The organism is Pelatocladus sp. (assembly GCF_059505505.1).
This window is the reverse complement of record NZ_JCACKS010000137.1, coordinates 29,910-55,282: the sequence shown is the minus strand read 5'-3', so window position 1 is coordinate 55,282 and position 25,373 is coordinate 29,910. Positions and strand designations below refer to the sequence as shown.

The window sequence follows — 25,373 nt, the reverse complement described above, 5'->3', positions numbered from 1 at the left end:
ACCAGAACAAGCCTGCCTCAATTTTTTGTTTTCGCCTCGCAAGGGGGTAAGTAGAGTGGAATACAATTAATCCTCTAATCAAACCCCCTTGCTGCATTCATGTTGCCCAGTTTTGCATACTCAAGAGTGAAACCCGCGTCCACTTGTGAATCTCAACGATGATTACTCAATATTGAGAATGGGTAAGTCTGGATTTTGCTCATCGCTACTAAGTTGTTCTTTTTGAGTTTGCAATGTTACCCAGCGACGATAATCTACTATTAATTGATGTAACAATCTTTGCTTAATTGTTAAGAGTACGCTTTTCAATAAACCATTGCCAGTGGTTTCTAAAATTGGTTTGGGAGTAAAGAAAAATGGGGGTGGTAACTCTACTTCTACTTCTAAATCTGCTCTACCTTGCAAACGAGTACCAGTCCTGAATTGAGATGGTGATAAATGCCCTTTTAAATTCAGATTGAAGCGCTGGTTAATGTACTCAATACCAAGGATTTCACAACCTTGCGATCGCAAATGAATTTTACCATTAGATTCTGCCCAGACTTTCATATCTACGGTAGGCTGAATACTTAGTGACATAAAAGTAAGGGGACGCATTTTTAAACGAAAAATATCATCAGCTAAAGGCTGAATTCGATTTGGATCTACTAATGCATAAACCAGACGTTGAGGCTGACGCAAATAGTGCTGAATGGGAATAGGCTGTTGTGGAACAGCAATTTCTACCGACTGGAAAGCGGTAAACTTGGTAGACATGCGTTCGTCAAAATAATTGTTTTATAATTCTATTATTTTTTAATTTTGGGAGTTTTTGAGAAAAAATGACAGTCAGAAGGCTAAAAACTTTTTGGAAACTATATTAACTAACAACAGTTATACAGCATCGATAAAAATCTTATATTTTTAAACAAACTTACACTTTGAACAAAATCTCATGACTTTATCAATTGCACATTTAGGTCCACCTGGCACTTATGCAGAACAAGCAGCCATTTTATACATCAATTGGTTGAGCCACAATCAAGGACTCCAAGCTACCTTATGTCCTTATCCTAGCATTTCCCAAACACTTCGATCTGTTGCCCAATCTCAGGTAAATCTAGCTGTCGTACCTGTGGAAAATTCGATTGAGGGTAGTGTGACAATGACTATGGATACCCTATGGCAACTGGATAATTTACAAATTCAGATGGCTTTAGTAATGCCAATTGTTCATACTTTGATTTCCAGCGCTGATAGCATAGAGAGCATAAAAACAGTTTATTCTCACCCCCAAGCTTTAGCACAATGCCAAAAATGGTTAGAGCAATTTCTCCCCAATGTACAATTAATTCCTGCTAATTCTACAACCGAGGCATTGCAGATACTCAAGCAAGATTTGACAGTGGCGACGATCTCATCTGAGCGAGCAGCACAACTTTATAATCTACCTATATTAGTTAATGGTATCAATGATCACCCAGAAAACTGTACTCGTTTTTGGGTTATAAGTCAAGCTGATATGGCCAATAACTATCAAAAATCTTCTCTCAAAATTAGTCACACTTCGCTAGCTTTTAGCGTTGGTGCTAATTTACCAGGAGCCTTAGTTAAGCCACTACAAATATTTGCCCAATTAAATATTAACCTTAGCCGGATTGAGTCTCGTCCTACGAAGCGATCGCTAGGGGAATACTTATTTTTTATCGATGCGGAAGCAGACACATCTCAAATACAAATGCAATCCGCCTTACAAGAATTAACTACATACACAGAAATAATAAAAATTTTTGGTAGTTATGGTGTTTTGCCTATGGGATAGGGGATAGAGGATAGGGGTTAACTACTAACCACTAACCACTAACCACTAACCACTAACCATTTATAACTTCTGATTAAAAGTGTCTTTGAGAACAGTGCGAGCTGCTAAATGATTACGGGTAGAAGTTAAGATTTCTGTTTCCCGTTCTAAACGAGCAACAGTGTCTTGCATTTCTAGCAACGCTTGCTGTTCTAAAGCAACACCATAAAGATTGCTTGCTACCCAATAAGAAAGTTCTAAAGGTAAATCAGGTAAATCTTCTGGGAGTTCAATCTGTTGTTCAGTTAACTTAGCTGAGAGGCGAACAACATCTTTTAGCAGCTGAGATAACTCTTTGGCCATTGGACGTAAATCTTTTGTGGGTGGATGATCTTCAATCCATTCGACTAAACCAACAGGATAGGGTTTTTCACGTATATACTCTAAAACACGAAATCTTTGCTGTCCCAAAGTCAACATTTTCATCCGATCATCCGGTAAACGTTGATAATGAACAATTTCGGCACAGCAACCTACATTAGCGATCGCACCTTTTACCGGATCAACCATTAATACTCCAAACCTGCGATCGCTTTCCAGAATCGTGTTCATCATGATTCTGTAGCGAAATTCAAAGATGTGCAAGGGCAATTGCTTTGTAGGGAACAAAACGACTTCTGACAACGGGAACAGAGGTAGTTCACGAACGGCAATTTTAGAAGAGGATGTCATTTTTACCTTGTTAGAACTTTGGTATAAGTTTTATCTGATGATTCTCTTTAAAATTTTTTTTATATTTGATTTTTGCCGTACTATAGCTACATTCTAGCATCTGTTTCCCAGCAAATAAAAAGCCCTGAAGATATATCTTTCAGGGCAAGGTAAATATTCACACCAAATAAGGTCATTTGTCCTTTGTCTTTACTAATGACAAATGACTAATGAGTAATTTATAGTTTTACTTCAATATCCACGCCTGAAGGCAGATCCAGTTTCATCAAAGCATCAATAGTTTTAGAAGAAGGCTGGTAAATATCAATAATGCGGCGGTGGGTGCGAGTTTCAAAGTGTTCTCGTGAATCTTTATCCACGTGTGGCGATCGCAGCACACAGTAGATCCGGCGTTTTGTAGGTAAGGGAATTGGCCCAATCGCTGTAGCGTTTGTACGATTTGCAGTATCTACAATCTTCTCGCAAGATGTATCTAGTAAGCGACGGTCAAATGCCTGTAAGCGAATTCTAATCTTTTGCTGCTGCAAAGTAGCCATTTTCGGTTGTCCTGGTTCTGATGAGTTAGGTAATTGGGGAGAGGAGACTGGGGATTGGGGATTGGGAACTAAGACAAATTTTTTCCCAATCCCCAATCCCCGATTCCCGATCCCTTTTATTTCAGGAATATAAAAGAGCAGAGAGGATTTATACCACCTCTGCTCCTTGTTTAATCAAGATAAACAGATGCTATTTGACGATTTTGGAAACGACACCAGCACCGATTGTACGACCGCCTTCACGGATAGCGAAGCGCATTCCTTGTTCAATAGCGATCGCATTGATCAGTTCTACTGTCATCTTGATCCGGTCTCCGGGCATAACCATTTCTGCGTCACTGCCGTCATCGGAGGTAAAGGTCTTAATAGTACCGGTTACGTCGGTTGTCCGCACGTAGAATTGAGGACGATAACCTGCAAAGAAAGGAGTTTTACGACCGCCTTCTTTTTCAGTGAGAACGTACACTTCTCCTTCAAATTGAGTATGGGGAGTGATAGAACCAGGTTTGGCAATTACCATGCCTCGTTCAATATCAGCTTTTTGGACACCGCGTAATAGTATACCAGCGTTATCCCCAGCCATACCTTCTTCAAGACTCTTCTTGAACATCTCGATCCCGGTAACGGTGGTGGCACGAGTATCTTTGATACCAACTAGCTCTACGTTATCGCCAATCTTGACTTTACCCCGTTCGATACGTCCGGTAGCTACCGTACCACGACCTGTGATCGAGAACACGTCTTCTACAGCCATCAGGAAGGGCTTATCAATATCACGCTCTGGTGTGGGAATGTAAGCATCTACAGCATCCATCAGTTCGTAGATTTTATCTACCCACTTATCTTCACCCTTCTGTGTCTTGGGGTTAGCTGTCATTTTTTCCAGCGCTTGCAGACCAGAACCTTTGATCACTGGTATGTCGTCACCAGGGAAATCATAGCTGGAAAGTAGTTCACGAACTTCCAACTCTACCAGTTCCAACAATTCTTCATCATCCACCATGTCTTCTTTATTTAAGAAGACAACTAGGTTGGGTACACCCACCTGGCGTGCGAGTAGAATGTGTTCACGGGTTTGGGGCATCGGGCCATCCGCAGCAGAAACCACCAGGATCGCACCATCCATTTGCGCTGCACCAGTGATCATGTTCTTCACATAGTCAGCGTGTCCAGGACAGTCTACGTGAGCATAGTGACGGTTTTCTGTCTCATACTCAACGTGAGCGGTATTAATGGTAATACCCCGTGCTTTTTCTTCAGGTGCGTTATCGATTTGATCATAACCTTTACCGGTAGCCTTACCGATCGCAGCCAAAGTCATGGTAATAGCTGCTGTTAATGTGGTTTTACCGTGGTCAACGTGGCCAATAGTGCCGATATTAACGTGGGGTTTAGTCCTTTCAAACTTTGCGCGTGCCATGAATGCTCGTTTCCTTTTTTAATTAAGCGTTCCCTTTGCTTTTAGCTATGATTGCCTCAGCCACGTTGCGAGGCACTTCATCGTAGTGGCTAAATTCCATCGAGAATATGCCTCGACCTTGGGTCTTCGACCGGATGTCAGTGGCGTAACCAAACATTTCTGCCAATGGGACTTTAGCAGTCACTTTGGCGATTCCTTGCTCGGAACCCATCCCCTCAATCTGCCCGCGACGGGAATTGAGGTCGCCCATTACATCCCCAAGGAAGTTTTCGGGAACTTCAACCTCAACTTTCATCATAGGCTCTAAAAGGATAGGTGAAGCTTTCATTACAGCTTCTTTCATTGCCATTGAACCAGCGATTTTGAAGGCCATTTCCGAGGAGTCCACTTCATGGTAAGACCCATCAATCAGCGTCGCTTTAACGTCAATGAGTGGATATCCAGCGAGAATACCCGATTCGCAGGTTTCTTTCATACCTGCTTCTACTGGTGATATGTACTCTTTCGGTACAGTACCACCAACAATCTTGGAGACGAATTCAAAGCCGCTTCCGGGTTCTCCTGGTGCTAAGTCAATCACAACATGACCGTACTGACCTTTACCACCGCTTTGGCGGATGAATTTACCTTCAATTCTGTTGACTTGTTTGCGAATTGTTTCGCGGTAAGCTACTTGTGGCGCACCAACATTAGCTTCCACTTTAAATTCGCGTAACATCCGGTCTACAAGAATTTCTAGGTGCAACTCTCCCATTCCAGCAATTACCGTTTGGTTGGTTTCTGGATCGACGTTCACGCGGAAAGTCGGATCTTCTTCGGAGAGAGATTGTAGAGCTTTGGACAGTTTGTCCATGTCGTTCTTGGTTTTGGGTTCTACCGCCACCGAGATTACAGGCTCTGGAATAAACAAGGATTCCAGAATTACTGGTGAGCCTTCATCGGTCAGAGTATCACCAGTCAAGGTGTCTTTTAACCCTACTGCGGCTCCCAGATCTCCGGCTCTAAGTTCATCTACGTCAATGCGATTATCTGCCTTCAAAACTACTAGACGAGAAATTCTTTCTTTCTTGTTTTTGGTGGCGTTGAGGACGTAGCTACCTTTCTTCAGAACACCAGAATACACACGAACAAACGTCAAACGACCATAAGGGTCAGCCATAATCTTGAACGCAAGCGCCGACAGAGGTTCATTGTCGTCAGCATGGCGTTCTACAGTTTCGCCATTGGGCAGTGTACCTTGGATTGCGGGTACGTCAGGGGGTGCTGGCAGGTAATCTACTACAGCATCAAGCAGAAGTTGTACACCTTTGTTCTTGAAAGCTGAACCACAAAGCACTGGCACAATCGTACCTGCAACAGTGCCTTTACGCAGAGCAGTACGGATTTCTGCTTCGGTGAGTTCTTCGCCTTCAAAGTACTTGTTCATCAGATCGTCATCGGTCTCAGCTACCGCTTCAATCAGTTTGTTACGGTATTCCTGAACCAAATCCTGCATATCTGCGGGAATATCTTCTTCTCTGATGTCTGTTCCTTGGTCATTGCCGTAGATATACGCCCGCATCTTGACTAGATCAACCAGACCCAGGAAATCACTTTCGCTACCAATAGGCAATTGAATAGGAATAGCATTAGTCCGCAAGCGATCGCGCACTTGTTCGTAAACTTTGTAAAAGTTCGCGCCCGTGCGATCCATCTTGTTGATAAAGATGATACGTGGAACTTTATAACGATCCGCTTGTCGCCATACTGTTTCTGTTTGTGGTTGCACACCACCAACAGAACATAAAACTGTAATTACACCATCCAAAACCCGCATGGAACGTTCCACTTCAATCGTGAAATCTACGTGTCCGGGAGTGTCGATAATGTTAATTTGATGATCTCTCCAACTGGTGCTAATCGCAGCAGCTGTAATAGTAATTCCCCGCTCACGCTCCTGGTCCATCCAGTCGGTGACGGCGGTTCCTTCATGGACTTCACCAATTTTATGAATTATGCCAGAGTAAAATAAAATTCTCTCTGTTGTTGTTGTCTTGCCCGCATCTATATGCGCCGCAATACCGATATTGCGTACTCTCTCTAGCGGGTTCGTACGTGCCACAGCTGCCTCCTATACTTTTCGCCTCATGATATCTTGTATATTACACTTTGTTAAGATTCTATCTTTTCTGGTAAACCGTCTTTTTATTTAGTAACTACCACGATATATCTTTTACGTTGGTAGAGACGCGCCTGAGCGCGTTTCTACAATGTTTAGTAGCGGTAATGTGCAAAGGCTTTATTTGCTTCTGCCATCCGGTGCGTTTCTTCACGCTTACGAATCGAACTACCAGTTTCGTTAGCAGCATCCATCAATTCTTGAGCTAGTCTGCCAGCCATTGTCCGGCCAGGTCTAGATCTAGAAAATTGTACTAACCAACGCAATGCCAAACTTGTACCACGCTCCGCTCGTACTTCCATGGGAACTTGATATGTAGCACCGCCTACTCGTCGAGCTTTTACTTCTACCAATGGCGTTGCATTCCGCACTGCTCTTTCAAACGTTTCCAATGGATCGCTTCCGGTTCTTTCCTCGATATTTTTCATCGCAGCATAGACAATCCGTGCGGCAAGTGATTTTTTGCCACTACGCATCACCCGACGGATCATCATGCTTACTAGGCGACTGTTATAAACAGAGTCAGGTGGAACTGGGCGCTTTTGAGTAACACCACGACGAGACATACTTCAACCTTAAATTTCTGAATTTAGCAACTAGATGATTTATGTTTAGACAGTTTTTCATTGCTGAAATCGCAATGGAACTGACCTGTTTAACTTGATGCCCTCAACAAGACATACAAGGCGACAATAATTATATACCTTAATAGCTAATTTAATAGCTAATCAAACTCAATTTAAAATGCTGCTGTCGCTGATAGCATTCTAAAATTTCCCATATTCACAGTAAACAGGGCATTAGATGCTCTAGTAATTTAACTTAAACTTTCTTAGACACTCACACTTTTTGACAGAATCAATGCGATCGCACTTCAGACTGCCTGCGAGTAATGATCTTCATACAGGTCTTACATTCTGATATACTTAGCTTTGTCCCTGTATAAAATTATAAGGAACTGCCGCTTGCTTTTGATGGCATCGATTTCCGTGCAAACGCACGGAATCAATTCAAATTCTATCATTCATTGATTTTTGTTGAACAGTGGCATTAAAAATCATAGCAAAAACAAAAAAAGTAAACTTTTTTTTGTTGATGCACACACACCTTACTAAAATCAAAGGTTAATTTGTATGAGCTATGCCAACTGCTCCACAAATAAATCTAAAAGCGAATGAGTCTCAAAACGCGATTAATCGCGTTTTGACTAGATTAATCGCGCCGATCTCTATTTTTTTGGACGTTTGGTTCCATACTTGGAACGACCTTGTTTGCGGTCTTTGACTCCGGCTGTATCTAAAGTGCCACGAATGATGTGGTATCTCACGCCTGGTAAGTCCTTAACCCGACCGCCACGAATCATTACAACAGAGTGTTCTTGCAAGTTATGACCAATCCCTGGAATGTAGGCTGTGACTTCAAATCCAGAAGTTAATCTTACCCTTGCGACTTTACGCAGAGCCGAATTCGGTTTTTTCGGTGTGGTCGTGTATACTCTAGTACAAACACCCCGACGTTGTGGGCATTGTTTTAGAGCTGGGGACTTGGTTTTTTGACGCGCTTTTTCGCGTTCGTTACGTATTAGCTGCTGTATGGTGGGCATGAGTTACAGCGCGTGAAGCTGCTTATAGTTGAACTTTTGACAACAAATTCTAATTATATCTTTTTTGTGTGTCAAAAGTCAATATAATATTATTTTTTTGTTAGGAATAATCGCCAACCATTAACAATCAATCAATAGCAAACGAATTACCACAGCCACAAGTAGCGTTTGCTTGGGGATTTTGGAAGCGAAAAGCACCGCCCATTAAATCCTCAGAATAATCTATGGTTAGACCATCAACGTAATTAAAGCTTTGGGGGTCTATAACTACTTGAATACCTTCACATTCTAAAGTGCGATCGCCTGTCTTAACAGTTTCATCAAAATACATATCATAATACCAGCCAGAACAACCACCGACTTTAACTGCCAATCGAAACAACGGATTTGGTTGTTGCTGCTTAGATTTTAACCTTCTAATCTCACTGACTGCTGCTGGACTCAGATGAATCATGGAATGGATCTGGGGATTGAAAGCTTTACCTTAAAAATATTACAGGTTATGGTTGGTGGTTGCTCAAAGGGGATTGGGGATTGTCGAGCTATTGGCAACAAGTTCTTAATTTTGTAGACACGTAGCGGCGGGCGTGCAGGTATTTTAAATTTTGAATTGATAGTCCCTCTTCCCTTGTTCCCCTTGTCCCCGATCCCCTATCCTTTATATCTATCTAGTGCATGGCTATTTTGACTTCAATCTTCTGCGCGAGCGTAATCGTCTTGGAAACGGATAATATCATCCTCACCTAAGTATTCTCCGTTTTGTACTTCGATTAATACCAAAGGGATCACACCAGGATTCTCTAAACGATGGGCTGTACATTGGGGTACATATGTAGACTGATTATTGCCCAGCAAGACTTCTTGCTCACCACAAACTACTCTGGCTGTACCAGAAACAACTATCCAGTGTTCGCTGCGATGATGGTGCATTTGTAAACTCAGTCGATGTCCGGGTTTCACTTCGATACGCTTAATTTTATAGCCGCGTCCTTCTTCCAAAACTGTAAAAGAACCCCAAGGACGCAGTTCTGTTGCTGCAACACCTCTTGCAGTGATAGCCGAAGGCAAAGGCAGCGCATTAGTTTGTGTTGTTTCTTGGTATTGAGCCATAGTTACCTCATTCGGAGACATAACAAAACCGTTAGTACTCTTAACTATTGATGGAAAAATATGGCGCTATGTTGCAACCGTATAAATCAGCAATCTAGCCCACACCTGCCAAACATAGCAAAATCACAGTCTAAGGTGTAATCAATGACTGCTACCAATAACGTATCTATATCAAGTCTTCACGAATTGAAGTGGTAACTTTTAGTTAGCTTTAAATTTGGGGACTGGGGGACAAGGGGGAATATTTTTGATAGATTTTTCCTGCTCCCTGCTCCCCGATCCCTTATTCCCTATCTCTTTAACGCGGTTGCAAGAAAATCCCTATACCGTTGTGAACACGGGCTGCGGTATTGGGGAAACGATCCAGAAGTTGTCCTCCTAAATAAAGGCTCGTAGAACTACCACCATCCAGATTTAAAGCATCAACACAACCCATTTGCTGCATTAATTGAGCGTGTTCTGCTAAGGTAGGGCCGGCACCTCCAGCACGATTGTGAACAGCGGCGATGATGAGGTTGCCTGTTGTTGTTCTACAAATACCACTACGAATCGCTTTTTGCACAACAAAAGCATTACTGAATTGTTCGCCTTTGCCATTCAGGACAATTTGACGATTTTGTACAAGTAGGGGTCCTGCTCCGAGAATATAGGGGTAATTACTAAACTCTCCAGGACTGGTAGAACTGTCTATTTTTACTGAAGAACCAACAGGCAAAATAGAAGCGTTGGTGACAGCATTAGCACGTAGGACAAGCAAATATCCATCCGTAGGGATAGGAAAAGTTGTTTGACCGACTTTACCTGCTGGTAACTGATCAGTAACTTGATTTTTCTGGACGGTAAGGATAATTTCGTTGTCGGTTAAGGGCGAATAGTTCACTCCCCAAGCAGGAGTATAACGAGCTATACCACTTTGGACGTAGCCACTATTGAGAGTTAAAATCGGCAATTTTTGGTTATTAGCAGTAATGACATTTTCTAACAAAGCTAGACGACCCAGATAAAATTGGCCAGAATCATTCCAAGCGATCGCACCCCGGTTCAAAATGGGACTGGATAACCATTGACCATCTCGACGAATTGCACCCAAAGGTAGGCGATTATTGCGGTTAAAATAGCCACCATTAATCGCTGCGACTGCTAACTGTTGTTGTGCTGTTTGTATTAGAGGAGCAGTCCCTTTTAGGGTATTAGGGCTTGTAATCATCGGTCTAATTTTTAACCCGACAGTACGCGGATTGATTTCTAACCAAACAACTGGAAAGCGTTCCTGACCTAAATTTACATACTGCTGACGCCAGTTTAATCCTGGCGCCCAGGTAATTGCTCGTGGTAGTAGTGTATCTGGGCGAACATCAATCATCAGGCGATTCAGTGCAGTGCTGACTAGGGGGGCTAACCCAATGGGAATCTCCAGACGGATAATTGTCTGGTTGTTAATGACCTGCACTTGCTTGATTAATGGTGGGGGAGTGGGAGTAGTGTTTTGTTGATTCTCGTTTGATGGCAATATCTGTTTTAAGAGATTTTCGGGAAATGGTGCGGGGGTAGGAATGTTTTCTATTGCAGGTGGTGGCGGGGGGGTGTAACGTTGAATTAAAGCTGGGTCGGCGATACCATTTAACGTTATTGTCCAATCTCTGGTGGTTGGAGCAGAGGGTTTGAGAATTGGGTTATTTGGATCGTCGCTTAAAGGTTGATTTTGTTTAACTAGGGCTTCTTGGTTGATTTGCCAAGGAGTAGGGCGATCTAAATTGATAGTGATGCGTTCTATTAAAGATTCTTTGGTTTGATTAATCTCTGTGATTTTGGCGTTCGGTGTAGATATAAATAAAGTATTACCCTGCACTTGCATTTGCCATTCAGATGTTTTGGCAAAATTGGTAATATCTAAGTAGCGATAACCTCCCGCCAAGGTGCTAAGTAAAATCGGTGGTTTAGTTGCGGATGAATACCACTGTATTGGTTGTTTGGTAGGACTATTGCTATTTAATAAATCTACGCCGAAAAACTGCCGAATTGCTGCATCACTAATCTGAGTTGTCAATTGACCTGCTTTTACGCGTTTTTGTAACCATGCCCCTGGTAAGATTCGACCATTGAGAGAAATTTGATTACCATAGTATATTACCCCTGCTAAAGGAGGTGCAGGTGGTTTGGGTTTCGGTACTGGTTGTGGTTGAGCTGTAGTTGTAGATTGGGCAAGTTTTGTCTTGGTCTGTTTTTCTAAAGCGATTGACTCGTGAGGAATCGCAGTATAGGCGATCGCACAATCTCCAAGTGTTGTTAAGAACAGTACAGATAAAACCGTCGGTGATGCCAAGAACTTGACAAACCTACTGATACTAACAACTGCAACCTGGCTAGGTTGGCGTTGACAAGAATTTAATGTTTTTACCATAAATGATTCAGTATTTTGGAAAAATCTCACAGACAAACTAACTGAACTTTCTAAAATATCAAAAAATAATGACGTAAGTTTGGAACACGAACGTGATAATGTATATATGGGCTTTTTGTTTCTTGTTCAAGCGACAAGCAATTCTGCCACTATGAAGACTGCGATTTTAAGTGCGCTAAATTACAACTAGTGCTAAAAAATATTTCACAGCAGTCAAAAGCTTTTAAGCTGAATCTAGGTGGACTATCCTCACTAATTACTTGCTACTTAGGTGAGGTTTAGCTAACAGCAACACAGGTAACAAAGGGTGGTAAGTAAAAATCTAGACAGCTAATCCAAAAAGATTTAGGAATTGCCAAATGGGTATATAGTGTAATACGCTGATTTTGTCGCTGAATCAGGATAATTTTTGTATCAAAGAATTAGAGAAGTCAAGAATCTGAATTTTTAGTTAAGCCGAAAAAGGCTACAGCAAATTAGTGAATTGTATTGGACAATAAAGGGAATTGAGGAGTACATAGCTTCAGGATATAAAGAAAACACTGCGTGGGCAAACGTCGTTTGCTTAACTCAGCAAAAACCCATAAGAAACGACGCATAGATTTTAACACGGGCATGGTAAATATCAGCTCGAAGTTAAAATTTTTTTTCCTTAAATTTCGGTTATTGTGAATTTTTTCATTCGTGTATTTAGAAAAATTTTCCCAGTTGCAAAGACCTAAATTGTTAATTCATTGTCGGCATTACGATGGCAGGGTTAGTCTATGAATAAAAAATCGGTGAATCAAGAGCATCAAATTAGTTTTGCGGACAATCATCAGGAGTGTACCTACCAAGGACAAAGGTGGCTGGTTGAAGAAAGAGATGCCTGCGGTGTGGGTTTTATTGCCCATCGTTTAAAATACTCTAGTTATGAAATTGTCTCAAAAGCAATAGCCGCTTTAACTTGTCTAGAACACCGGGGTGGTTGCAGTGCAGACCAAGACTCTGGTGATGGTGCAGGAATTTTGACCGCGATTCCGTGGGAGTTGTTCCAAGAGGATTTTGCCACATGGGGAATAGAAATTCCTACTAACAACAATGTTGTTGTGGGGATGATATTTTTACCGCAAAATCCCCAAGTAGCACAAAAAGCTAAAGCTGTAGTTGAGCAAGTAGCAGCTGAGGAAAATTTGACTGTACTGGGCTGGCGAGTAGTACCAGTAGCACCAGAGATATTGGGTGTACAGGCTAGAGAAAATCAACCCCAAATCGAACAAGTTTTTTTAGTCTCTGCTGATAAAAGTGGTGAGGAACTCGAACGGCAATTGTATATTACCCGTCGCCTGATCGCCAAAGCCATCCGCAATCATAACCATAACTGGTCAGAAGAATTTTACATTTGTTCCCTGTCAAGCCGCACAATCGTTTACAAAGGCATGGTGCGTTCAGCAGTTTTGGGAGAATTTTATCTCGATTTAAAAAATCCAGCTTATAAAAGTGCCTTTGCTGTATACCACCGTCGTTTTAGCACCAACACTATGCCGAAATGGCCCTTAGCACAACCAATGCGGCTTTTGGGTCACAATGGCGAAATTAACACTTTGTTGGGTAATATTAACTGGATGACTGCTAGACAAGCAAGTTTAGAGCATCCAGTTTGGGGCGATCGCATAGAAGAACTCAAGCCTTTTGTCAATATTAATAACAGTGACTCCGCGACCTTGGATAATGTATTTGAGTTACTCATACGCTCCGGTCGCAGTCCCCTGGAAGCCTTGATGATCATGGTTCCAGAAGCTTATCAAAATCAACCTTCGCTGCGTGATTTTCCGGAGATAGTCGATTTCTATGAATACTATAGCGGTCTCCAGGAAGCATGGGACGGGCCAGCACTTTTGGTATTTAGCGATGGTCGTAAAGTCGGCGCAACCTTGGATCGTAATGGTTTAAGACCTGCTCGCTATTGCATTACCAAAGACGACTATATTATTGTTGCTTCCGAAGCTGGTGTTGTGCCAGTAGATGAAGCTAATATCATCGAAAAAGGCAGACTCGGCCCAGGACAAATGATCGCCGTAGATTTAGACAGCAATGAAGTGCTGAAAAACTGGGAAATCAAACAGCGCATTGCCAAAAAACAACCCTATGGAGAATGGTTGCAACAGCACCGCCAAGAACTCAAAACTTTAGTCAATGGTCATTTGTTATCAGTTAATGGTAACGGAGTCCACGCTAACGGACACCGAACCACCAACAACCAAGAACCAACAATTAATATAGATAGACAAAACCTACTGCAACATCAAATTGCTTTTGGCTACACCACCGAAGATGTGGAAATGGTGATTCAGCCAATGGCTATTGATGGCAAAGAAGCAACTTTCTGCATGGGTGATGACATTCCCTTAGCAGTTCTCTCGGAAAAACCTCACCTGCTGTACGACTATTTTAAACAACGTTTTGCTCAGGTGACAAATCCCGCCATTGATCCTCTGCGGGAAAAATTGGTGATGTCACTAAAAGTGGAACTGGGTGAACGGGGTAATTTGTTAGATCCCAAACCAGAGTATGCTCGCAGATTAAAACTAGAGTCGCCAGTACTGACACAGGCCGAACTCGAAGCAATTAAAAATTCTGAGTTTACGACAACTGAGTTATCCACACTGTTTACTATTGCCAAAGGACCAGAAGAATTAAAAGTCGCAGTCAAGTCTTTGCAAACCAAAGCAGTAGAAGCAGTGCGTGCTGGTGCGAAGATTTTAGTCCTGAGCGATCGCGCCCGTGAAGGAATCAGTTCCGAATATTCTTACATTCCGCCTTTATTGGCGGTGGGTGCAGTACACCATCACTTGATTGAGTCAGGATTGCGGATGAAAGCATCATTGGTGGTTGACACAGCTCAATGCTGGAGTACTCATCACTTTGCTTGTTTAATTGGCTACGGTGCGGGTGCGATTTGTCCCTATATGGCCTTAGAGACAGTAACTGATTGGTGGGCAGATCCGAAAACACAGCAATTTATGGAACGGGGTAAAATTGCTACCCTCACCTTAGACCAAGCTATAGGTAACTATCGCCAAGCTGTAGAAAGTGGTTTGCTGAAAATTCTCTCGAAGATGGGAATTTCGTTACTTTCCAGTTACCAAGCAGCCCAAATCTTTGAAGCAATTGGTATTGGTGGCGATTTACTACAACTAGCATTTAAAGGTACAACTTCCCGCATTGGTGGTTTGAGTGTCAGCGATCTGGCTCAAGAAGTGCTATCTTTCCACATCAAAGCTTTCCCAGAATTAACAACGAAGAAATTACAAAACCTGGGTTTTGTCAATTACCGTCCCGGTGGCGAATACCATATGAATAGCCCCGAATTGGCGAAAGCGTTACACAAGGCTGTAGATGGCAAGAACTACGACCACTACGAAGTTTACAAGAAGTATCTGCAACAAAGACCGTTAACTGCACTGCGCGACTTGCTCGATATGCAGAGCGATCGCACTCCGATTCCCATTGAAGAGGTAGAGCCAGTCAGCGAAATTGTCAAGCGCTTTTGTACTGGTGGAATGTCCTTGGGAGCTTTGTCGCGGGAAGCTCATGAAACTTTAGCGATCGCCATGAATCGCATCGGTGGTAAATCTAATTCTGGAGAAGGCGGGGAAGATCCAGTCCGGTTTACAGTCTTAGATGATGTCGATGTTGCTGGCCATTCCCCGACTCTGGCTCATCTCAAAGGATTACGCAACGGTGATACCGCTTCCAGCTCCATCAAGCAAGTAGCATCAGGACGTTTTGGTGTCACACCACAGTACCTGATGAGCGCCAAGCAAATTGAAATCAAAATCGCTCAAGGTGCAAAACCAGGGGAAGGCGGACAATTACCAGGAAAGAAGGTCAGCCCCTACATTGCGATGCTGCGGCGCTCGAAGCCTGGTGTTACCTTGATTTCACCGCCACCACACCACGATATTTATTCGATTGAAGACCTAGCGCAGTTAATTTTTGACCTGCACCAAATCAACCCGCAAGCCCAAGTGTCAGTGAAGCTAGTTGCAGAAATTGGGATTGGCACAATCGCGGCGGGTGTAGCAAAAGCTAACGCTGATATTATCCAGGTTTCCGGTCATGATGGTGGTACAGGTGCTTCACCACTAAGTTCTATTAAACACGCAGGCTCACCGTGGGAACTCGGATTGACAGAAGTGCATCGTGTGCTGATGGAAAATAGTTTGCGCGATCGCGTGATTCTACGTGTAGATGGCGGGATCAAGAGTGGCTGGGATGTAATTATGGGTGCGTTGATGGGAGCAGAAGAATTTGGCTTCGGTTCCATCGCCATGATTGCCGAAGGTTGTATCATGGCTCGTATCTGTCACACAAATAACTGTCCTGTGGGTGTCGCTTCCCAGAGAGAAGAACTACGGAAGCGATTTACAGGTATCCCAGAACACGTAGTTAACTTCTTCTACTTTATCGCTGAAGAAGTCCGCAGTTTACTAGCAAGGTTTGGTTATCGTTCACTATTAGATATAGTTGGACGTGCTGATTTGTTGAAAGCACGACAAGATGTACATATCAACAAAACACAAACACTGAACCTTGACTGTTTATTAAGGCTACCAGATACCAAAACCGACCGTAGCTGGTTAGTCCATGAGAAAGTTCACTGCAACGGCGATGTTTTGGATGATCAATTGCTTTGTGATCCCGACATTCAAGCCGCGATTAGTAATCATGGTATGGTTACGAAGACAGTACTTGTTGTGAATACTGATAGAACTGTTGGTACACGCCTAGCTGGAGCGATCGCCTCCCAATACGGCGACAATGGCTTTAGTGGCCAAATTAACCTCAACTTCCAAGGTAGTGTAGGACAAAGCTTTGGTGCTTTCAACTTACCTGGAATGACTTTGACTCTGGAAGGAGAAGCCAACGACTACGTAGGTAAAGGAATGAATGGTGGTGAAATTATCATCAAACCACCGACAGCAGCTAACTACGATTCATCACAAAACGTGATTATTGGCAATACCTGTCTCTATGGTGCTACTGGGGGGATATTGTTTGCGAATGGTTTGGCTGGAGAACGCTTTGCTGTCCGTAACTCCAAAGGAACAGCAGTCATTGAGGGAGCAGGTGATCACTGCTGCGAGTACATGACTGGTGGGGTGGTTGTTGTGCTTGGTAAAGTCGGACGTAACGTTGGCGCTGGGATGACTGGTGGACTAGGTTACTTCTTGGATGAAGATGGTAGGTTCTCAGAATTAGTTAACCGGGAAATTGTGAAAATTCAGCGAGTGATTACGAAAGCTGGTGAAAAGCAACTCAAAGAATTAATCACAGCTCATCTGCATCGCACCAAATCACCAAAAGCAAAAATGATTCTCGAAAACTGGGAAGAATTCTTACCGAAATTCTGGCAATTAGTTCCACCTTCTGAAGCTGATAGTCCAGAAGCAAATTCTCAACAAGAAAAGCAGTTGAGTCCAGTTTAGTTTAAACTTTGTAGAGACGTTGCAGTGCAACGTCTCTACAAAGTCTCTACAGAGCCAAAATTCTGACTAGAGCAGTATTGATTACCGAGCTACTTGTTTTTTTGTATTTGCAATTAAATTATAGTTTTTATCTTGTAATTGTAATAATTCTGGGATGGTAACAAAGCGATAACCTTGTTGTTTTAATTTACTAATAATTTTTGGTAAAGCTGCTACTGTATGAGAGCGATTACCGCCTCCGTCATGCATTAACACAATACCACCCGGCTTGGCCTGTTTTAGAACTCTACTCGTTAATGTCGAAGCATTGGGACGACTATAATCTACAGAATCAGCCGACCACATTACTACTGTATACTTATTGTTTTTGGCATAACTCGCTAAACCATTGTGCAGCATTCCACCAGGAGGACGAAATAAAGTTGTTTTCGCTCCTGTGACTTGAGATATTAATTCTGATGTATGGTCAATTTCAAAGGCTGCTGCTTGCTGATTAAAAAAATGATACCAGTGATGCCAAGTGTGGTTGCCAATGACGTGACCATCTGCCACAACTTGTTTAGCTAAATTAGGATAATTTTTAAGATTTTGTCCAACTACAAAGAATGTAGCCTTAATATTATTTTCCCTCAGAACATTTAAGACTTTTACAGTGTAATCAGGCCAAGGCCCATCATCAAAGGTAAGAGCTATGACTTTATCATTTGGGGGAAGTTTTGCCTGATTAATTATTGTCCCTTGAAAGCGCGATGGTATAGTGTAGGAAATTCCTTTTAATTTTGCCTGTTGTTGCCAACTTGCTAGCATGACAGTCTTAAATTGCTTTAGGCGTCTTTGAGTGCCTGTTTTGACCCCTGTGTCATTTACATTATCTATAGTAGGTTGCGTCTGAATCTCAGAGCTACTTTGGTTAATAGGCATAATCAAACCAAGACTCAAGCTACCGCACAAGGCAATTAGCGAAATCAATATTCCTTGTGGCCAGACAACAGACTTATTATTTTCCACGTCATAGCTCCTTCAGTAATTTAACCATCAGCCACCTTTCTGACGGTAATTTATAACACACTTTTTAAAATTATTTTTAGATACTCTGCTATTTTCTGGTAGTCCTAGAAAATCATCTAGATCAACAGAAAATCAAATATCAGACAGAGAGATTGTAGAGGTCTAACTGAATCCTATATGATTTAGCTTTGGAAGGCCAATGCTTGCAATTAAATATATTTACTATTGCTAATATTTCGTTGTTTTTAATATTTAAAGTATAAATTTTACTCTTGACCTAAAGTATATTCTACTTATAGGTAATACTTTGACATTGAAAAAAAATATTAATTTTTTGGTCAAATATCGCAGTCCAATTTACATAAACCAGCTAATATCAATTTTTTGTGACGCTGCACATTATTTTGACCCCTTCCAACCTCCCACCCCCCTCTGTCTCTCCTTGGCTTGGCAAGGGGGGACAGAGGGCTGGGCTTTCAAGGGTAGGGGTTTTTTATTTATTTCTATAATCATTTATTTAAGTATTTTCTACATATAAAAATAATTTTTTTGTCTTTTTAATTTGGGAGCTACAGCAGATTGCAGGTAAATAAGGCACAAATTTTAAGAACAAAGCCATATACCAAGAGACTTTTAACCCTGTTCCCTGTTCCCTGCTGTAGTCAGAGTTGGGTGCAAAGCATCACGCCTGATAACCGTCTGTGACTGTGTTGTTTCCTTTAGCCTACCCAACGATCCTGAGCAAAGCCAATAGCAATTCTGGCCAGCAAAACAGAAAACCAACCGAGAATCAGATATGCTTGGCGGGGATAGCGCTCTAAAAAAACACCGAAAGCAACGCTCAAGGGAACAATACCATAAGCTAGACGGCTCAATGATATCGTACCGCCAGAAGCTAGTAATAAAGTAATACCACAAAAGCCGTAAAAAATAGTAACTGAGGTCAATTCTCTACGTAAGTGCCATAAAACATAAGCACCTCCCAAAACCATGACCGCGTTGAGTAAGTTAGTGATATATCGGTCATTGACCAGTATGAGAGAAAATGTAACCACAGCATAAAAGCTGTAAATTTTCGTAACCGAACTCAACTTTTGTTGATGACGCCACAACAGACAACCACTGCTAAGTATGATGCTAAACAAGAAGGGATGTAATAGTCTGTGAATCCAGCTTTGCTGTGCATCTGATCTACCTAGTGCGATTTCTGACAGCATTTTCCACCAACCTTGTCCATCAAATCCAAAAGAGGGACGCCATCCTTTTTGAGCATTGATAAAGGCGATCGCATCACCAAAGTCAATTGCACAATATAGACTAAATGCAAGCAGCCCGATAGCGGTAGCAGCAGCAGCTAAGTAGGCGGCTTTTGGACGACGTTCTTTCCAAGCTGCGATCAAAAAGGCTGGGATTAATGCTATACCTGTAGGACGTGTTGCTGTCGCCATTGCACCCCACAAAGCAGTCCAGCGATATTGATGACGATCAAAAGCACGCAAAGCAGCTGCACTTAAAAACAAATATAGTCCTTCGGTATAAATTACTGTTCCAAATAATGAAAGAGGACACCAGGCTAACACAGTAGTTGTCCATCTAGCTTTGCTTGTTCCATAATTTTCCGAAACCCAAAAGTATACACAGTAAAGTGCTGCCAAAAACGCGATGTTATTTACTAATAATCCAGCCACTTGAAAAGGAAAACCCAGATCCATGACACCGCGAACCATTAGGGGAAACAATGGGAAAAAAGCAATGTTGTGTTGACGTCCATCATTAATAAATTCATATCCAGAAGTAGCGATGGTACGGTAATGTAGGCTATCCCAACCGTCAAATACTCCCAAACCAAAGCTGGGTAAAATCCCCTCTACAGGTTTGGGTAGGTTTGGTGCGATTAGCAACATCGCAGCCCAAATAAATAATCGGCTGACTAACCAAATTATTACGGGAAAAAGGAAATCACTTTCCCATATACTTTTTTTGATAAATATCTGAACTTGAGCCATAAGCATTGATTGTTTAAACTCCTCAATAAATGTTTATGCTTATGGCTGTAAACCAAAGGTCTATTGGTAATATTTTGTGCATTTCACTCCTCCACCAAAATCAATAACTTACTGAAAGTAAACTTAAATGATTAAAATATTTAGAGTTACTGTTCAGTAGTCAAGCTCGAATTACTATTTCTCTTAGCCTAAGCATTTGTTGTTGCATATATGGTATTGTTGTTAACAGTTTTGCGAAGAAATAAAATTATCCCCACATATACATATATATGAAAATATTACATAGCAATCTTCAGAATAAATATTGATAACAAAAAACTAATTTACATGATAACTATTAGTTAGCTTAAAATATATTGTTCTTCACTTTTAGCTGTATTTTCATAAGTTTTTGAATAGTTAGCATTTATATAATCCATAATGTTTTTATCATTCTTAATTTGAGTAGTCCACCTGGTTAATATAATTTGCTCTGGGTGATATTTTTTTAATATGGCAAGCATTTTGGCAAACGTCAAATCTCCAGAATTTATTCTTTTATAAGACATAACGGCAATTTCCGGTGGGACAAGTAAATTATTGTAGAACGCATACATAGGATTATCTGTAAATACCCAATTTGTAAAATATTTGTATTTTTCAACCATTTGCATCAGTTCTAAATTTTTGGGTACACTCCCGCGAGGATTTGGGGGAGTAATAATTATTAAACTAATGAATATTACGACCAAAGAAAAAGGGAGAAGTCTTTTTTTGATATTGATTGTTGGAAAACCTTTATCTTTATGTAAAGTCTGAAAAAATAAATCATATAAGAAAGCCACTCCATAAGCGGCTAGCCAACAAATTGGGATAGCAAGTAAGGGATAATAGTGATACCAAAGTGGTTGATGATTGAGCAAAATAAATGTGGCAGTAACTAACCAAGAAAATGGCAGTAAGCCATTCTTCTTTTTTTGAGATATAATTGCCCAGATACCGATGCAAGCGAGAAAAATATAGTCATAATCTTGATGAATCATGTAGCCGAGATATTTCAGATTATGAAAATTTTCTACCTCTACATTTTGTGGTTGTTTGAGATGAGTAAAAATTAATTGTTCTTGGTTATCAAATTGTTGATACAGGACTCCAAATAAGCTATAAACTGAGCCTAGAATAATCAACCATAAACTTATATGCTTGAATAAGACGATTCTATTTTTTTGAATATCCTGAAGTTTGTTGTCAGAAGCTAACAAATCAAATAAGATTAAAGGAATTAAAAATACAGTAAATAATTTAGTCTGTAAAGATAACGCCAAGCATCCGGCAGATAATATCAAATATAAGTTATTGGTTTTTTGTTTATATATTTTTAACAAATAAATAGATAGCATTGCTAAAGCTAAGGATGGAATGCCAATCATTACCGAAATACTTAAGCGAATATATAACCAAGAGGTAAATAATAAAATTGTCCCTACTAAAGCTGCAAATTTACCTAGTTCACGGAATATTATTTGATAAAAACACCAGATTAATACTGCTGAAAATATAAGTGTAAGTAAGCGTGCAGCAAAGATAGAATCACTAAATAGTTTCAGCCAATTTGATAAAATAACTGTAAAAAGTGGTGGTTGATCATTCCATATTTGACTATAGAGAGAAAAACCTTTTGAATAAAGCAAGGCTTTCATCAAATTAAAACCTTCATCATAATCAAATTGAAATGTTTGTGTGATTGGTTCAAACCTAATTGCAATGACTAAAATAATTAAGAATGATATTATTAATGATGGGAATAAAATATTTTTTGATTTGATAATTGTCATGTTTTTATCAGATTCATATAGTTAGTAAAAGCGAGTTTGGATGAATTATTTATTGAAGTTAACTTAGACTGCTACTAAATCCACTTCTATAGAAGACAAACATTATTGGAACGAACCACATAGACGCACAAGCGGCTTCTCATAGAGTAAGGTAGGACACAAAATACACAAAGAAGGAGATAAGAAAAGTTTCACTAAGAATTTAGGATTACTATATAGGAGTTAATTATTAAGTATTCAATAATCACTAATTCTTTTATTGAGTTCGCTTGACAAATAAATACACGTCATCGCGCTGGTAGAGTAGTTGAAATATTTGATTAGTTTTCAGTTGATTTACTAAGTTTGCGGCAAATTCTGGATTGCGAGTACCGTCTGGGTGGCGCACGTTCAGCAATATATAATCAAATGGAGTGAAGTCTGTGGGCGGGCCGCTAATATCATCTACAAATTGAATCATCGGACGATGACTTAAATGTGGGGCGATGCTGTGGGTAGTTAAAACAGCGCCTTTTGTCTGAACTTGAGCGATCGCCTGGGTTGTTGCTTGCCAATTATCAGCTGTTCTCAGATATCGTGACCAAAAATAGCCGTATTTTCCTAATATCATGAAAGCCAATAATGCCCACAAAATAATTGTCTTTCTGGAACGCAGCCATCCCTTATCAGCAGCAAGACTAGCAATTACAGCCAAAATTAAAAATGGCAGTATCGGCAAAGAATATTGATGAATTAAGTCACGTTGGGCTGATTTATCGGAAAGAATATTTAAAACTAATGCTGGAATTGCACTTACCAAAGGATTTAAATATCGAGGTGTAAGTCCCCAAATTAGAGGTGCAATTAACAATGTCAAATATTCCAGTGAATCTAGTGAAAATACTTTCCCAAAAATGATATTTGGTTTCAGTATAATATTGCTAGCAATTGCGAAAACAGAATTGCCTAAATAGCTGTAACGTTCTACTGCTGCTGCTTCATTATTACTAAAAAAGGGAATAATCACTTGGCTAGAAATTAAAAACCAACTGATACCAGCAATAAAAGCGAATGTACCGCAAAAACGCCGTCGTTCAAACAGCAACAGCCAAAAACCCATCGCTGCCACCGTCAGCGACAACACGGCTTTACAACCCAAAATAAAAATAGTCCCAAGACAAAACCACAATACTTTACCTAATCGTGCTGCCAAAACAACTCCCAGAAATACAGGAATTGCCATAACTTCTGGGTGAAATTCAAAGATATTGACATTAAAAATCAATGGATATAGCAGATAAACTGCTGCCATTGCTACTGCTTGGCTTTGCTTGAGTCCTGCTTGCAAAGCGAGATAATAAGTCGGTACAGCACCGAAAGCTAGGGAGACAGCTTGCACAGCTAACAACCAGTAGGCGCTGGGATAAATTTTGTAAAGTAAAGCCAATGGATAGACTGAAAAAGCTGCATGGTTCCCCATGTGATGAAAGCCTAGAAAAGAGGAAATAGGCGGTTGTCCTTGGCTGATTAAGTAAACAACCTGGTCGTAAATTCCCAGATCCAGAACTCCTGACTGAAATAGTGTATGCCTAAGACTGCTGCACGCAAACAACACTAAGGCACTGATTCCAGTCATCCAACCGATAATGCCAAACTGAAAAAGTTGTTTTTTCACTCCTCGTTACAAGTCAAAAATATTGTTAATATTTTCTTAACCTAATTATTTTACGATTTTCTGGAAAAAAGACAGAAGTAGAGACATTTAAGTTTCAATTAACCTTTTTATCTCTAGCAGAAGAGTTTTTCACAAATAAATAAATGTCGTCTTGCTGGTAGTTGAGTTGAAACTGTTGAATATTTTTGAGCTGATTGACTAACATCATGGCAAAATCGCGATCACTAAGCCAACCGGGATGACGGGCATTTAAGAGTATATATTCAAATTTCGTTAGATCTGCTGGTGGGGAATTTGCATCTGTAAACTCGATTAGTGGGCGATCGCTTAAATGAGAGGCAATTTCGGCAGTAGTATAAACACCTCCTTGGGTTTTAACTTGGGCGATCGCTTGTCGTGTAGCTTGCCAAGTATCAAATGAATCTAGATAAATTGACCAAAAATAACCGTATTTTCCTAATGCAAAAAAAGCTACTAAAGACCAGAGAAGAATTCTTCTTGGTTTTTGTATCCATCCTTTTTCAGCAGCCAGGGTTTGAATTACAACTACTAACAAAAAAGGTAGGATTGGTAAAGAATACTGATGCACTAAGTTTCTTTGCTGACTAGCATTAGCGAGAATATTCAACATCAGTGTGGGAATAGCAGCAATCAAAGGTAACAAATGTCGAGGTGAAATTCCCCAAATGACTGGTGCAAACAATAAGGCTAAATATTCTAGAGTATTGAGTGAGAAAATTTTTCCCAGTACTAACTTGGGATTGAACAACAGATTTTGAGCGATTTCAACAAAAGAATTTCCCAAGTAGCTATAGCGTGAGATGTGGCGAGTGATTGAGGCTGCTTCACCACCGAAAAAAGGAATAATTGCTTTGGTAGCGATCGCAAACCAAACGATTCCACTAAGTATGGCGATCGCACCACACAACCGCCTTTTTTCAAATACCAGTAGCCAGACTCCCATGGCTGCAACAGTTAGAGACAATACTGCTTTACATCCCAATATTAGGAAGATACTGAAACAAAACCAGCCAAATTTTGCCAAACGCGCCGCTAAAATTGCTCCTAAGAGTCCAGGTAGGGCTATAACTTCTGGGTGAAAATCATACAAATTAATATTAAATACTAATGGATACAACAGATAAACTGCTGTCACTGCTATTGCTTGTCGCATCGTTAGTCCAGCTTGACGCGCAATAGAATTAGTCAACAGCACACCTGATGCTAAGGCAATTGCTTGTACAAGCAACAACCAGTAAACACTAGGATAGATTTTATAAAGTAAAGCCAATGGATATAAAATTGTAGCCGCATGATCCCCAAGAATGTGAAATCCCAAGAATGAGGAAATAGGGGACTGTCCTTGGCTAATCAAGTAGACAGCTTGGTCGAAAATTCCTAAATCCCAAGCAGCAGAATGAAACAGTTCATGTCGTAAACTGCTGCACCCAAATAACACTAAAGCACTCACGCAAGTTATAAAACCGACAGTCTTGTCATTTGTCATTGGGCTTTAAGAATCATCTTTTTGTAAACAAGTATTTGTATTTCGCTGACGAGTGTTTGATACTCAACGGCGAGTGTTTGATACTCGATGACGAGTGTTTGATACTCAGCGACGAGTCTTTGATACTCAGCGACGAGTCTTTGATACTCAGCGACGAGTCTTTGATACTCAGC

General features: G+C 40.8%; 17 protein-coding genes. 2 read left to right on the top strand and 15 right to left on the bottom strand.

Going from position 1 to position 25,373, the window contains the following annotated elements; all coding sequences use genetic code 11:
- Positions 1 to 162: 162 nt before the first annotated feature.
- Complete coding sequence (locus AC5JMK_RS12020; protein WP_096674905.1) at positions 163 to 756, bottom strand: DUF1997 domain-containing protein; 594 nt, start codon at positions 754 to 756, stop codon at positions 163 to 165.
- 178 nt (positions 757 to 934) lie between these two features.
- Between AC5JMK_RS12020 and pheA the strand changes: the two genes are divergently transcribed.
- Positions 935 to 1,801 carry a prephenate dehydratase gene (pheA, locus tag AC5JMK_RS12015; RefSeq protein WP_096674904.1) on the top strand — a complete coding sequence of 289 codons (867 nt, stop codon included), beginning with the start codon at positions 935 to 937 and terminating at the stop codon, positions 1,799 to 1,801.
- A gap of 60 nt (positions 1,802 to 1,861) precedes the next feature.
- Here pheA and AC5JMK_RS12010 read toward each other — a convergent pair whose 3' ends face one another.
- The 9 genes from AC5JMK_RS12010 to AC5JMK_RS11970 form a co-directional block, all read right to left on the bottom strand.
- Positions 1,862 to 2,512 (bottom strand): LON peptidase substrate-binding domain-containing protein, encoded by a 651-nt coding sequence (locus AC5JMK_RS12010; RefSeq protein ID WP_096674903.1) that lies wholly within the window; start codon positions 2,510 to 2,512, stop codon positions 1,862 to 1,864.
- A 218-nt stretch (positions 2,513 to 2,730) separates the two neighbouring features.
- A complete protein-coding gene (gene rpsJ / locus AC5JMK_RS12005; RefSeq protein WP_008232935.1) occupies positions 2,731 to 3,048 on the bottom strand; it encodes a 30S ribosomal protein S10 in 318 nt (105 codons plus the stop codon).
- Positions 3,049 to 3,238: 190 nt separating this feature from the next.
- Positions 3,239 to 4,468, bottom strand: coding sequence for an elongation factor Tu (tuf, locus tag AC5JMK_RS12000; RefSeq protein ID WP_096674902.1), 1,230 nt, complete (start codon positions 4,466 to 4,468; stop codon positions 3,239 to 3,241).
- Between the two features lie 22 nt (positions 4,469 to 4,490).
- The gene (gene fusA / locus AC5JMK_RS11995) at positions 4,491 to 6,569 is read right to left on the bottom strand and encodes an elongation factor G (protein WP_096674901.1); all 2,079 of its coding nucleotides are present in this window, start codon (positions 6,567 to 6,569) and stop codon (positions 4,491 to 4,493) included.
- Positions 6,570 to 6,721: 152 nt separating this feature from the next.
- On the bottom strand, positions 6,722 to 7,192 hold the full coding sequence (rpsG, locus tag AC5JMK_RS11990; RefSeq protein WP_016860905.1) for a 30S ribosomal protein S7: 471 nt from the start codon (positions 7,190 to 7,192) through the stop codon (positions 6,722 to 6,724).
- A 662-nt stretch (positions 7,193 to 7,854) separates the two neighbouring features.
- Complete coding sequence (gene rpsL, locus AC5JMK_RS11985) at positions 7,855 to 8,229, bottom strand: 30S ribosomal protein S12 (RefSeq protein WP_016860906.1); 375 nt, start codon at positions 8,227 to 8,229, stop codon at positions 7,855 to 7,857.
- A 127-nt stretch (positions 8,230 to 8,356) separates the two neighbouring features.
- Positions 8,357 to 8,683 carry a HesB/IscA family protein gene (locus AC5JMK_RS11980; protein WP_096674900.1) on the bottom strand — a complete coding sequence of 109 codons (327 nt, stop codon included), beginning with the start codon at positions 8,681 to 8,683 and terminating at the stop codon, positions 8,357 to 8,359.
- Between the two features lie 236 nt (positions 8,684 to 8,919).
- Positions 8,920 to 9,339, bottom strand: coding sequence for a phosphomannose isomerase type II C-terminal cupin domain (locus AC5JMK_RS11975; protein ID WP_016860909.1), 420 nt, complete (start codon positions 9,337 to 9,339; stop codon positions 8,920 to 8,922).
- A gap of 298 nt (positions 9,340 to 9,637) precedes the next feature.
- Entirely contained in the window at positions 9,638 to 11,740 is a 2,103-nt protein-coding gene (locus tag AC5JMK_RS11970) for a phosphodiester glycosidase family protein (RefSeq protein WP_096674899.1), read from the bottom strand.
- 764 nt (positions 11,741 to 12,504) lie between these two features.
- Between AC5JMK_RS11970 and AC5JMK_RS11965 the strand changes: the two genes are divergently transcribed.
- Positions 12,505 to 17,211, top strand: a complete 4,707-nt coding sequence (locus AC5JMK_RS11965; RefSeq protein WP_495910172.1) for a glutamate synthase-related protein — start codon at positions 12,505 to 12,507, stop codon at positions 17,209 to 17,211.
- Between the two features lie 81 nt (positions 17,212 to 17,292).
- Here AC5JMK_RS11965 and AC5JMK_RS11960 read toward each other — a convergent pair whose 3' ends face one another.
- The 5 genes from AC5JMK_RS11960 to AC5JMK_RS11940 form a co-directional block, all read right to left on the bottom strand.
- The gene (locus AC5JMK_RS11960; protein WP_096674897.1) at positions 17,293 to 18,219 is read right to left on the bottom strand and encodes a polysaccharide deacetylase family protein; all 927 of its coding nucleotides are present in this window, start codon (positions 18,217 to 18,219) and stop codon (positions 17,293 to 17,295) included.
- A 719-nt stretch (positions 18,220 to 18,938) separates the two neighbouring features.
- Entirely contained in the window at positions 18,939 to 20,225 is a 1,287-nt protein-coding gene (locus AC5JMK_RS11955; protein WP_495910171.1) for a mannosyltransferase family protein, read from the bottom strand.
- A 341-nt stretch (positions 20,226 to 20,566) separates the two neighbouring features.
- The gene (locus AC5JMK_RS11950; protein WP_495910170.1) at positions 20,567 to 22,039 is read right to left on the bottom strand and encodes an ArnT family glycosyltransferase; all 1,473 of its coding nucleotides are present in this window, start codon (positions 22,037 to 22,039) and stop codon (positions 20,567 to 20,569) included.
- 256 nt (positions 22,040 to 22,295) lie between these two features.
- Positions 22,296 to 23,693 (bottom strand): DUF2079 domain-containing protein, encoded by a 1,398-nt coding sequence (locus AC5JMK_RS11945; protein ID WP_495910169.1) that lies wholly within the window; start codon positions 23,691 to 23,693, stop codon positions 22,296 to 22,298.
- A gap of 94 nt (positions 23,694 to 23,787) precedes the next feature.
- Positions 23,788 to 25,200 (bottom strand): DUF2079 domain-containing protein, encoded by a 1,413-nt coding sequence (locus AC5JMK_RS11940; protein ID WP_495910168.1) that lies wholly within the window; start codon positions 25,198 to 25,200, stop codon positions 23,788 to 23,790.
- Between the last annotated feature and the right edge of the window lie 173 nt (positions 25,201 to 25,373).